Source organism: Streptomyces sp. NPDC005485 (assembly GCF_040606085.1).
Lineage (GTDB): Bacteria > Actinomycetota > Actinomycetes > Streptomycetales > Streptomycetaceae > Streptomyces.
The window spans coordinates 1-12,673 of sequence record NZ_JBEXDZ010000217.1 but is presented as its reverse complement, the minus strand read 5'-3'; the positions used below and the strand labels follow the sequence as shown (position 1 = coordinate 12,673).

The 12,673-nt window shown below is 68.1% G+C and carries 8 protein-coding genes and 1 pseudogene; 8 read left to right on the top strand and 1 reads right to left on the bottom strand.

Going from position 1 to position 12,673, the window contains the following annotated elements; genetic code table 11:
• The 3 genes from ABZS97_RS40410 to ABZS97_RS40400 form a co-directional block, all read left to right on the top strand.
• A partial coding sequence (locus tag ABZS97_RS40410) for an AfsR/SARP family transcriptional regulator (RefSeq protein ID WP_356147407.1) occupies positions 1–249 on the top strand: 249 nt, incomplete at its 5' end.
• A gap of 168 nt (positions 250–417) precedes the next feature.
• Entirely contained in the window at positions 418–774 is a 357-nt protein-coding gene (locus ABZS97_RS40405) for a helix-turn-helix domain-containing protein (protein ID WP_356147403.1), read from the top strand.
• A gap of 38 nt (positions 775–812) precedes the next feature.
• A complete protein-coding gene (locus tag ABZS97_RS40400; protein ID WP_356147412.1) occupies positions 813–1,781 on the top strand; it encodes an expansin EXLX1 family cellulose-binding protein in 969 nt (322 codons plus the stop codon).
• 78 nt (positions 1,782–1,859) lie between these two features.
• Here the strand turns inward: ABZS97_RS40400 and ABZS97_RS40395 are convergent, their stop codons facing one another.
• Complete coding sequence (locus ABZS97_RS40395; protein ID WP_356147400.1) at positions 1,860–2,903, bottom strand: LacI family DNA-binding transcriptional regulator; 1,044 nt, start codon at positions 2,901–2,903, stop codon at positions 1,860–1,862.
• 784 nt (positions 2,904–3,687) lie between these two features.
• Between ABZS97_RS40395 and ABZS97_RS40390 the strand changes: the two genes are divergently transcribed.
• The 5 genes and pseudogenes from ABZS97_RS40390 to ABZS97_RS40370 all read left to right on the top strand — a co-directional run bounded on the left by ABZS97_RS40390 (position 3,688) and on the right by ABZS97_RS40370 (position 12,642).
• Positions 3,688–5,283 (top strand): arabinofuranosidase catalytic domain-containing protein, encoded by a 1,596-nt coding sequence (locus ABZS97_RS40390; protein ID WP_356147397.1) that lies wholly within the window; start codon positions 3,688–3,690, stop codon positions 5,281–5,283.
• A 239-nt stretch (positions 5,284–5,522) separates the two neighbouring features.
• Positions 5,523–7,970 carry an RICIN domain-containing protein gene (locus ABZS97_RS40385; protein WP_356147391.1) on the top strand — a complete coding sequence of 816 codons (2,448 nt, stop codon included), beginning with the start codon at positions 5,523–5,525 and terminating at the stop codon, positions 7,968–7,970.
• Between the two features lie 83 nt (positions 7,971–8,053).
• Positions 8,054–9,190 (top strand): ricin-type beta-trefoil lectin domain protein, encoded by a 1,137-nt coding sequence (locus tag ABZS97_RS40380; protein WP_356147387.1) that lies wholly within the window; start codon positions 8,054–8,056, stop codon positions 9,188–9,190.
• Between the two features lie 84 nt (positions 9,191–9,274).
• A pseudogene (locus tag ABZS97_RS40375) lies at positions 9,275–10,747 on the top strand (endo-1,4-beta-xylanase); the annotation flags it as partial.
• Positions 10,748–11,202: 455 nt separating this feature from the next.
• Complete coding sequence (locus ABZS97_RS40370; RefSeq protein ID WP_356147382.1) at positions 11,203–12,642, top strand: arabinofuranosidase catalytic domain-containing protein; 1,440 nt, start codon at positions 11,203–11,205, stop codon at positions 12,640–12,642.
• Positions 12,643–12,673: the final 31 nt, after the last annotated feature.

The following is a 12,673-nucleotide window of genomic DNA, read 5'->3' as shown; positions in this document are numbered from 1 at the left end:
TTGACGGCGCGGCATCCGCAGCATGAGGGGTTGCATTCGCAGGTGATGGTGGCGTTGTACCGGTCGGGGCGGCAGAGTGCGGCGTTGGATGTGTACCGGCGGTTGCGGGGGCGGTTGATCGAGGAGTTGGGTGTGGAGCCGGCGCCGCAGTTGCAGCGGTTGCATCAGGCGATGTTGTCGGTGGATCCGTTGCTGGATCAGCTGGCGTCGCCGCGTTGTTCGTCGACGTTCGACCTGTTCGCCGCCTGAGCCCCAGTTACCCGCCCACCAGGGGAGTCGGGGCGAACACGCCTTGGGATGACGCTGCATGATTGTCCGGCAGAGCCGACGCCGCCGCGACGCTGTGAAGCGGTCCCTCCCCGCTGGCCCGTGGCCGTGGAGTCGCCGCAGCAGACACTCGTCCCGGCCCGCTGGTAAATGCCACCCCAACGAGTGGGTGAGCAGGCTCAGTTCATCGAACGCCGACGTCCGGCCGCGAGCGGCACCAAGGGTGCGCACATGTCCCGCCGTAGGTCCACTCGGCGCCTCCGCGAGGAGACGGGTACCTCGCCACTGGCGTGGCTGACCGGCGCCCGCATCAACCGGGCACGTGAACTGCTGGAAACAACGGGCCCCTTGGGCCCGGCGTGGGTCTGCCGAGGAAGAGCGGACATCACAGCGCCCCCGTCCCGAGCCCCTTTGTGCTGGTTGCTCGTGTCCAGTGACCCGCCGCGACCGGGATGTCGACGACACCCGGAAATCGATGGCAACCTTTTCGCCCCGTGCGGCCACTGAGTAGCGCAACGCCGAAACGCTCTTCCGAACGGATGGACATGCAAGAAACAAGACAGGCCGCGCGGTCTCGCAGGCGTAGACGCAGGCTGATGGTGGGGACTGCTGCGGGGCTGGTCGTCACAGGTCTTCTCGTCTGCCTGGCCATGGCAATGCAAACCGACCCCAAGAAGGATGCCGGGCGGGCGCCGGCCACGACCGTCGCCGACGCCCAAGGGACTCGCCCGCCGACATCGCCAGGGGAGAAGCCGTCCACAGCCTCCCCATCCACTGCGTCCCCGTCCGCCGCCTCGCCGACGGCCAAGGCCGGCGGGACGACTCCGAAGGCTTCCGCGACCAAGTCGGCGGCGCAGTCATCGGCCACCCCGCGCACGGCTCCTGCCACGGCATCCTTGACCGGACGGATCCGGCCCAAGGTCGACTACCGAGGAGTCGCCACTGCCTACAAGGCCGGGACCGGAGACGGTGCCTGCTCGTTCGGCCCGAGCGCCGACCTCATGATCGCGGCCATGAACACCACCGACTACGAGACATCCAAGGCCTGCGGGGCATACGTGCTCGTCCGCGCCGCAAACGGCGCCACCGTCAGGGTCAGGATCACCAACGAATGCCCACTGCCCTGTGCACCAGGGCAACTCGACCTCAGTGAGCAGGCCTTCGCCAAACTGGCCGCCCTCTCCACCGGCCGGATCGCGATCACCTGGAGCCTGTTGAGCCCCAGCACGTCCGACACCATCTCGATCCGCTACAAAACCGGATCCAACCCCTACTGGTGCGGCATCCAGGCAATCGGCCACCGCAACCCGCTCGCTCGACTCGAGGTCCGCACCAGCAGCGGCTGGCGTCAACTGGCCCGCACCGATTACAACTACTTCCTCTCGCCCGGGGGAAGCGGGTGCGGCGGCGCGATCAGAATCACCGACATCTACGGAGAACGGCTGACCGTCAACGGGATCGGTCTGCGGCCGGGGGCCGTGCAGCCGACGCGGCTCCAGTTCGCACGGCACTGACCCCCGCCACCCGCACTGTCGCCCCTCCGAACGGAACACTCGAAGGGGCGGCTACAGCTGGCGACGTACCCGCGCGGCTCAGTGTGCCGCGCGGTTGACTCGCGCGTGCCGGCCGGCGGGTGCCGCCGCCGTGCTGGAGCGCAGCGAGATCGGGGGAGTCAACAGGATGTGCCGAGGCGGGGTGTCCGGCGCGGCGATGCGTTCCACCAGCAGGGAAACGGCCTTCTCGCCCATTTCCAGAGCCGGTACGTCCGCCGCCGTGAGCGGCGGACGGAAGTCCTCGGCCCAGGTCTTGGCCGCCACTCCGGTGATGGAGAAGTCGTACGGCACTTCGAGACCGGAGTCCGCCAGCGCGCGCTGTATGCCGGGCAGGGCAGCCTCGTTGATGGTGGTGACAGCGGTGAGGTCCGCATGGCTGCGCAGGAGCGCCTCGACGCATTGCTGGCCGGAGCGGGCATCGTCCCCGCACGGCACTTCGATGCCGTCGAGTCCGCGTTCCGCCAAGGCCGCCTCGAAACCCTCGCTGGCCCTGCGCGCGGGGCCGTAACCGGCCGAGATGAGTTCCCGGGAACGAGTGACCAGAGCCACCTGGCGGTGCCCCAGATCGGCGAGGTGATGCACGCAACGCTGGACCAAGTCGGCGTAATCGACGTCGATCCATGACATCTCCTGGTCGCCGGCCGTGTGCCCGATGCCGACGAAGGGCAGCCCGGCATCCTGCAGGCGGCCCACACGAGTGTCCTCCAGACGGATCTCCATGAGAATGACACCGTCCACGCGGCTCTCCGAGACCAACCGCTCGAAGGAACGATCATGATCCCCACCGGAGGGGGACAGCAGCACATCCAGGTCGACCCGGGCGGCGGCGTCGACCACGCTGGCGACGAAGTCCAGTTGCATGTGTGTCAGCCTGTTGCCGGCCGGGGGGATGACGAGACCGATCGTCCGGGTCCGGCCTTCCTTGAGGGCCCTCGCGGTCGCGTTGGGGCGATATCCCAATTCGTTGATCACGTCTTGGATGCGTCGGCGGGTGCTGGCCGCGACGGGTCGTTTGCCGCTGAGCGCGTACGACACCGTGCTGCGTGACACGCCGGCGCGCCGAGCGATCTCCCCGATGTTCATGCAGCTCCCCAAACGCTTACCCGCAGGTCGCAACAGTACCTTGCGCGAATCGGTTCGCCATCGGGGCGGGGAACGGCGCACCGGCGGGGCCTTCGGTGCCCGACTGGAAGGAACGGAAACGGTTTAGGGCATGCGTGTGCCTGTACTGCCGGGCGGACGAAGGATGCCCGAGAGCCGCGAGTGCGCGGTCAACGGTGTCGGTCTGCCGGGACCGTCACGCGTTCCGTGTCTCACGTATTGCCGGGAAGACGTGGAGCGAATCGATTCCACGTAAGCGCTTCGACGGGATGCTACGACCGGCGGAATACGGCGTCAATGGCGTGCCGCGAGGCCAAGGTGGCGTCGGAGCGCGAGTCTGGGCCCCGCCGATTCGGCCGGCTCCCGCGGAACCGGACTCCCAGCAACCGAGGTTGGCGACCGCGTCCCTGTCCACCGGCATGTTGGCGGGTTTCCCGGATGACCGGAGCCTTGTTGTCCGACACACCCGTCGGACCCGCCCGTGCCGCGAGTTCGGAGGTCATGCCGCCAGTCGTCTGCCGCTGCGCGGGGCCCGGCAGGGTGGGCCGGCGGACCCGACCCACTGAAATCAGCCGTCGAATCGATTCCGCGACAAGGTGTGCAACAGAAGGCTCCGCGCCCTTGACAGCCCACGGAGTCGAGAGCACCGTCTCCCCCCGAAACCTCTCTGCAATCTCACCGCACAAACGGCGCCTTCAAGCGCTTCCGCATCGTCAGCGTCACCGCAAAACCCGACTGGGTTACGCCGGCACGGTAGGGAGACCGGATGGGAACGACACGTACGAGACGCCACCTGCTGTTCGGGCGCGGTGGCGTCCAACGGCTGCTCGGTGCGGTACGGCGCCGCGGCAGGCCGGGAATTGCGCTGGACCAGGCACCTGTCCATTCGTGGGAGCGCTCCCGCAACTCTCGGCCGAAAACGTTCGCCCGGGCGGGGGCCGCGGTCGTGCTCGTCGTCGGGGCACTGGCCGGCGCCACGGCCACGGCGGGCACGGCCCAGGCCGCCGACTCCGGGCCGTGTGACATCTACGCGGCAGGCGGTACGTCCTGCGTGGCGGCGCACAGCACGACGCGAGCGTTATATGCCTCGTACAACGGGTCGCTGTACCAGGTCCGGCGTGCCTCGGACAACGCCACGCGGAACATCGGCGTCCTGAGTGCGGGCGGGTACGCCGACGCAGCCGCGCAGGACTCGTTCTGCTCGGGCACGACCTGCCTGATCACGATCATCTACGACCAGTCGGGCCGCGGCAACAACCTCACGCAGGCGCCGGGCGGCGGTGCCGCGGGTGGTCCCGACAACCTCGCGAACGCGACCGCCGCGCCCACCATGGTGGGCGGTCACAAGGCCTACGGCGTCTTCGTGGCACCCGGCACGGGATACCGCAACAACCACACCAACGGCATCGCGACCGGGGACAACCCCGAAGGCATGTACGCGATCTTCGACGGCACGCACTACAACGGTGGCTGCTGCTTCGACTACGGCAACGCCGAGACGGACAGCAACGACGACGGCAACGGCACCATGGAAGCCATCTACTTCGGCAACATCAAGGTCTGGGGCTACGGCTCGGGCAACGGCCCCTGGATCATGGCCGACCTGGAGAACGGTCTGTTCTCCGGAGTCAACCAGCGCTACAACGCGGGCGATCCGACCATCAACCACCGGTACACGACCGCCATCGTCAAGGGCGGCCCGAACCACTGGGCGATCCGCGGCGGCAACGCGCAGTCGGGCAACCTGTCCACGTTCTACGACGGCCCGCGACCCAACGTCGCGGGCTACAACCCGATGCGGAAGCAGGGCGCCATCATCCTGGGCATCGGTGGTGACAACAGCAAGGGCGCCCAAGGCACCTTCTACGAGGGTGTGATGACCTCCGGCTACCCGTCTGACGCCACCGAGAACGCGGTTCAGGCCAACATCACCGCGGCCGGATACACCAATTCATCCAGCGGGACGGGCACCGGCGCGCTGCACGCGGTGGGCGCGGGCAAGTGCCTCGACGTGCCGAACTCGTCCACCACGGCCGGCACGCAGCTGCAGATCTGGGACTGCGGCGGCGGCGCCAACCAGAGTTGGACCCGCACCTCCTCCAACCAGCTGACCGTATACAGCGGCAGCAGCCAGATGTGTCTGGACGCGTACAACAACCAGACCACCGCCGGCACCAAGGTGGTGACCTGGCCGTGCAACGGCGGCGCCAATCAGCAGTGGCAGTTGAACTCCGACGGCACCGTCACCGGCATCCAGTCCGGACTCTGCCTCGACGTCACCGGCGCCTCCACGGCCAACGGAGCCCTGGCCGAACTCTGGACCTGCAACGGCGGCTCCAACCAGCGATGGAGCCTCAGCTGAACTGAACGGTTCCAGCCCGTGTCCGGCTCACCGCCGGTCACGGGCTGGAACCGCCACCGGTTGCGGGCACCCGTCGCCCCCGCGTCCGACGGCACCTCCCGAGATTTCCGACCGTCCGGCCGAATCGCCCGGCCCCTCCGCCCCCACCGGAGGGGACAGGTCGTGCAGGCGGCTCCGGCGGCGAACAACGCCACTCCGCCCCCACACCGGGCCTCATGCGCCACCACTGGAGGATGACGATGTCCGGAGCGAGAGTGCTCCGCGGCCTCTGGGCCGCCCCCGTAGCTCTGCTCGCCCTGCTGGGCGGGAGCGTGCCCATGGCCGGGTCCGCGTTCGCCGTGCCGGCCGAGCGCCAGGCGTCGACCGCCGACCTGTACGTGACGCCGGGTGCGGCGCCTGGCGGGACCGGCACCGCCGAGCAGCCGTTCGCGACGATCGACCAGGCGCAGCAGCCCGCGCACCGGCTCTCGGCCGATTCGGACGTCATGGTCCACCTGGCCGGTGGCACCTACCGGCTGTCCAAACCGCTGGCCTTCGGCTCCGGCGACGGCGGTCAGAACGGCCACACCGTCACCTACCAGGCCGTCTCCGGGCAGCAGCCGGTCGTGAGCGGCGCCCAGCAGATATCGGGTTGGCAGGTGCATGATCAGAGCAGCAACATCTGGTCGGTCCACGTCGGCACCGGCGTGAACACGCGTCAGTTGTACGTCAACGGCAAGGAGGCACCGCGGGCGGCGATCCCGGTGTCCCGCTCCAGCCTCACCTTCACCCAGACCGGTCTGAACATCACCGACTCGTCCCTGGACTACCTGGCCGGCCTCTCGGACCAGAAGCACATGGAGGTCGAGAGCCTCAACTCCTTCACCGACCGCTTCGCGCCGGTCCAGTCGATCAGCGGCAGGACCATCACCATGCAGCAGCCCGCGTGGAACAACAACTCCTGGGGCTACGACACCATCAACGCGCCGTTCGCCGGCGGGACCATGTACCTGGAGAACAACTACGCGTTCCTGAAACAGGCCGGGCAGTGGTACCTCGATTCGTCCACCGGCGACCTGTACTACCGGGCACAGGCGGGCCAGAACCCGAACAGCCTCGACGTCGAACTGCCCCGGCTGCAGAGCCTGCTCGGCATCAGCGGCAGCTACGGCTCACCCGCGTCCGGTCTGGGATTCACCGGCATACAGTTCACCGGGACCTCCTGGCTCGGCCCGAGCGGACCCGACGGCTATGCGGACCAGCAGAGCGGAGCGCACATCACCGGCTCGTACGCGATGCCCGCCAACTGGCTGAGCACCTGCAAGTCGGGATGCACGCAGTTCGAGGCCACCCGTAACCACTGGGAGCAGATGCCCGCCGCCGTACAGGTCTCCGCCGCCACCGGCATCACGTTCTCCGGCAACACGTTCTCCGAACTCGGGCAGGCCGGACTGGGCGTGGGCAACGACGGTGCCGCCACGGCCTCCGGCACCGGACTCGGCGCCAATGGTGTCACCATCACCGGCAACACCTTCACCGACATTGCCGGCAGCGGCATCCAGGTCGGCGGGATCCTGCCGGACGCGCACCACCCCGGCAACCCGCAGATGACCAACCAGAACATCACCATCAGCAACAACAAGGTCAGCGGGGTGGGCACCGGCTACAAGGAGACCGCGGGGATCCTCTCCACCTACGTCACCAACGCGACGATCACCCACAACCAGTGCGACCACCTGCCCTACGACGGGATCGACATCGGCTGGGGCTGGGGGATGAACGACCCCGGCGGCAGCCAGGACTACGTCAACCGGGGCACGTACAACTACCAGCCCATCTACAGCACTCCCACGACGCTGAAGAACAACACCGTCACCCACAACCTGGTCTTCGACACCAAGAACGCGATGTTCGACGGCGGCAGCATCTACAGCCTGTCGGCGGCCCCCGGCTCGGTGATCTCCGAGAACTACATGTACGACAACAACCGCACCACCGCGCTGTACCTCGACGAGGGTTCCCGGTACCTGAAGGTGTCCAACAACGTGGTGCAGGACGCGAGCAACTGGGCGCTCACCAACGCCAACGCGAACAACCACACCGACGACAGCACGTTCTCCGGCAACTGGTACAACGGCGGCAACACGTACGTGGCCACCGGCCCTCCGCACAACAACGTCCTGACCGGCAACGTCCAGGTCAGCGGCACCAACTGGCCGCAGGGCGCCAAACAGGTCATCCAGCAGGCAGGCGTCCAGTCGTCGGGCGGCGGTGGCTTCCCCACCGGCCACCACCAACTGGTGATCGGCAGCAACAGCCTGTGCCTGGACGTGTACGGAAACTCCGGCAGCGCAGGCGCCGCGATCGACCAGTGGACCTGCAACGGGCAGAGCAACCAGCAGTTCGAGTTCGTGCCGGTCTCGGGCGGCTACGGGCAACTGCGCGTGCAGAACTCCGGACAGGTCGTGGCGGTGTCGGGCGGCTCCACGACCGCCGGTACGCCGAACATCGTGCAGCAGGCCGCCACCGGAGCGTCCAGCAGTCTGTGGCTGCCGGTACAGCAGTCCGACGGCTCGTACTCCTTCCGGAACCAGAACAGCGGTCTGTGCCTGGACGTCTACGGAGGCGGCAGCAGCCTGGGCCAGCAACTGGACCAGTGGCAGTGCAAGAACGCACCAGGCACCAACCAGGACTTCACCCCCCGCTGACCGGCTCGCGCCTCCGACGCGCCTGCACGGACCGGCGGTTCGTTCGCCCCCACCCACTGTCCCGCACCCAGTGAGGAACGCTGATGAGGAAGTACTGGACACTCTTGGCCGCGGCGCTGACGGCCACCCTCGGGATGGGCGCCGCATGGCCCGCCGCGGCAGCCACCGGCGCCGAGGCGCCGCCCTCCGCCACGCGGGCCGCCGCCCCCGCGTCCCTGCGGCTGATGCCGTTGGGCGACTCGATAACCTGGGGCGTCGGCAGCCCGTCCGGGAACAGTTACCGGAGCTTCCTGGGGAACAAACTGGCGGCCGAGGGGCACAGCCTGGACTTCGTCGGCTCGGGGCGCAACGGCACCATGTCCGACCCGGACAACGAAGGGCACTCGGGCTGGCGGATCGACCAGATCGCCGGCATCGCGGACTCCGTGCTGGCCCAATACCGGCCGAACGTCGTCACTCTGGAGATCGGCACCAATGATCTGAACGGCAACTATCAGATTCCGACCGCTGCCGACCGGCTCCATGCGCTCATCGACCAGATCACCAAGGCCGCACCCGACGCGACCGTGCTCGTCGGTACCGTGATCATCTCCACCAGCGGCACCGAGGAGGCCAACCGGCCTGCGTTCAACGCCAAGTTGCCCGGGATCGTCCAAGCCGAGCAGGCTGCCGGAAAGCACGTACGTCTGGTGGACATGGGTGCCCTGACCACGGCGGACCTGGCCGACTCCCTGCACCCCAACGACGCCGGCTTCAGCAAGATGGCGGATGCCTTCGACGCGGGGGTCCAGGCCGCGGACGCGGCAGGCTGGATCAAGCCGCCGGTTTCCACGGGCGGGCAGGTGCGCTCCGGAGTCGCGGGGAAGTGCCTGGGCGTCGGGGGCGGCAACAGCGCCAACGGGACCGCCGTGGAGATCCGGACCTGCGACGGCTCCACCGCGCAAACATGGGCCGCGCGCTCCGACGGCACCTTGCGGGCGCTCGGGAAGTGCCTCGACGCCACCGGCCGCGGGACCAACAACGGCACCAAGATCGAGGTCTGGGACTGCAACGGCGGTACCAACCAGCAATGGCAGGCGTACAACGGCGGCTACCGCAATCCGGTGTCCGGCCGCTGCCTCGACGACCCAGGCGCGTCCACCATCGACGGTACGCAACTGGTCCTGTGGGACTGCAACGGCGGAACCAACCAGCAGTGGACCGCCCTGCCGGTCTCCTGAGCTCCTGACCCCGCTTCATCACGGCACCGTCTCGTGGCCGGTGCCGGCCCCTCTCACGTCCCCACACAAGGAGGTTGATCCTTCATGTCCTGGCTCAACAAGGAGCCCCTGCTCCGTAAGGCCCTGTTCTCGGCCACCGGCTTGTTGGCCGGCACGGCACTGGCCCTGACCGGGCCGGCGAGCCTGGCCGCACACGCGGCTTCCGGCACGTTGGGCGCGGCCGCGGCCGACAGCGGCCGCTATTTCGGTACGGCCGTGGCCGGCGGAAAGCTCGGCAACTCGACGTATTCCACGATCCTCGACCGGGAATTCAACATGATCACCCCGGAGAACGAGATGAAGTGGGACACCACCGAGTCCTCCCGCGGCAACTTCAACTTCGGTCCGGCCGACCAGATCGTCGGCCACGCCACCTCGCACGGGCAGCGGATGCGTGGCCACACCCTGGTGTGGCACTCGCAGTTGCCGGGCTGGGTCAGTTCCATCGGTGACGCCAACACCCTGCGCAGCGTGATGAACAACCACATCACCACGGAGATGAACCACTTCAAGGGCAAGATCTACGCCTGGGACGTGGTCAACGAGGCGTTCGCCGACGGCGGCAGCGGTCAGCACCGCAGCTCGGTCTTCCAGAACGTGCTCGGCAACGGCTTCATCGAGGAGGCGTTCCGCACCGCCCGGGCCGCCGACTCCTCGGCCAAGCTCTGCTACAACGACTACAACATCGAGAACTGGAACGACGCCAAGACGCAGGGCGTCTACAACATGGTCAAGGACTTCAAGGCGCGCGGCGTGCCCATTGACTGTGTCGGCCTTCAGAGCCACTTCGGCGCCGGCGGCCCGCCCGCCAGTTTCCAGACGACGCTGTCGAACTTCGCCGCCCTGGGCGTCGACGTTCAGATCACCGAACTCGACATCGCCCAAGCATCGGCGACCGCGTACGGGAACACGGTCAGGGCGTGCATGAGCGTCGCCCGCTGCACCGGCATCACCGTGTGGGGGATCAGGGACAGCGACTCGTGGCGGACGGGGGAGAACCCGCTGCTGTTCGACAACAACGGCAACAAGAAGCCGGCCTACGACGCGTCCCTCTCCGCGCTCGGCGGAGGCACGGGGAACCCGGGCGGCGGCATCGTCTCGGGCCAGGTGTACTCGCTCACCGATGTCGCCGCGGGGCGGGTGCTGGACGTACCGGGTGGACAGACGGCGAACGGCACGTCCTTGCAGATCTGGGACGCCAACGGCACTGCCGCGAACCAGCAGTGGCGGGCGAGTCAGAACAGCGACGGCTCCTACACGCTGACGAACATCGCCAGCGGGCGGGTGCTGGACGAGCCGGGCGGCCAGACGGGCAACGGCACCCGGATGGCGATCTGGGACTCCAACGGCGGCGCCAACCAGCACTGGCGGGCGAGCCGGAACGGCGACGGTTCGTACACCCTGACCAACGTTGCCTCCGGCCGGGCGCTGGAGGTCCCCAGCGGGCAGACCGGCAACGGGGCCCCGGTCCAGATCTGGGACTCCAACGGCGGCGCCAACCAGCACTGGAACTTCAGGTGAGGTGACCCGGCGCGCAGCGCGCGCTCCTGCCCCGGATCACTTCGGGGCGACCGGAACGAACACCCGCGTCCGGCACGGCGGCCATCGCCGGACGCGGGTTTCGGCCTGCCCTCACAGCGGGCTGACCAAGAGCAATACATGGGATGGATCAGAATCTGACGGAGACGGACGCGTGTATTGACTCCGTGCGGGACCTATGGAATCACTAGGAACATGGGATGTCTGAGTGGTTTCTGTGGGCGCTCTCGGGCGCCCTCACTCCACGAGGAGTCCGGACCCCGCAGTCATGCCGGTGGCGGCGACGGTCCTCGAACGTTCCGTTCGGCCAGGCACAGCACTCTCTGTCACCTTCTCCCACATACTCAAGGAACAGAATGCGGCCCTCATTCGTTTCCCGCCGAAGTCCCGCGCCTCGTGGACCACGCTTACCGGCGTCCGCCGCCGTATGCGTGATGGCGCTGCTGGCCATGCTGCTGGCGACCGCGCAGACGTGGTCGGCCCCGGCGTCGGCACCTGCATCAGCGGCAGCCCCCTTGGTGAGCTCGGCGTCGGGGCGATGTCTGGACGTCAAGGGCAACGTCGACACGCCCGGAACGGCGCTGGACATCCGGGACTGCGACAACCAGTCGAACCAGGCGTTCGAGTTCACGTCGGCGGGCGAGCTGAGGACGATGGGCGGCACCCGATGCGTGGACGCCTACGACAACCGGACCGCACCGGGAACCCCGGTGATCATCTGGTCGTGCAACGGGCAGTCGAACCAGACGTGGCGACAGAACTCCGACGGGTCCATCACCGGTGCCCAGTCCGGCTTGTGCCTGGACGTCACCGGAGCGGGCACGGCCAACGGCACCGCGGTCATCCTGTGGACCTGCAACAGCCAGAGCAACCAGAAGTGGGCCACGTCGACACCTCCGCCACCCGGCGGGTCGGGCCCGTGCGACCTCTACTCCGCGGGCGGTACGCCGTGCGTGGCCGCGCACAGCACCGTGCGGGCGCTCTACGGTTCGTACAGCGGGGGCCTGTACCAGGTCAGGCGCGCCTCGGACAACGCCACCAGGAACATCGGCGTACTGGCGCCCGGCGGCTTCGCCGACGCGGCGGCGCAGGACTCGTTCTGCGCGGGCACCTCCTGCGTGATCACGGTCGTCTACGACCAGTCCGGACGCGGCAACGACCTGTGGTACCAGGGATCGGCCCAGGTCCCCGGATCGAGTCAGAGCAGCCCCGCGAAGGCGACCTCCGAGTCGCTGACCGCCGGGGGCACCAAGGCGTACTCGCTGTACATCAATCCCGGGAACAGCTACTGGCGGGACGGTCATCTGACAGGCGTGCCGACCGGTAGCGCGCCCGAAGGGGCGTACATGGTGACCAGCGGCACCCACGTCAACAGCGGCTGCTGCTTCGACTACGGCAACAGCGAGACGACGAGGAAAGCCGACGCCGCCGGGGCGATGGACGCGATCAACTTCGGCACCGAGTGCTGGTTCGGCGGTTGCTCGGGAAGCGGTCCCTGGGTGCAGGCCGATCTCGAATGGGGCCTGTACTCCGGCGGCAGCCAGTCCTGGAACACCAACCAACGTGCCTTTCCCGGCAAGTTCGTCACCGCGATGCTGAAGAACAACGGGACGTCGAGGTTCGCCCTCAAGGGCGGCAACGCGCAGTCCGGCAGCCTGACCACCCTGTGGGACGGCGGGCTTCCCAGCGGATACAGCCCCATGAAGAAGCAGGGAGCCATCGTTCTCGGCAGCGGTGGCGACTGCTGCAAGCCCGGTGGCGGCGCCAACCTGAGCGCCGGCACCTTCTACGAGGGAGCCATCGTCGCCGGCTACCCCTCCGACGCGACCGACAACGCGGTGCAGGCCAACGTCACCGCGGCCGGATATCGCTGAATCCTGCTGTCCAATGCGGGAGGCGGCGGCC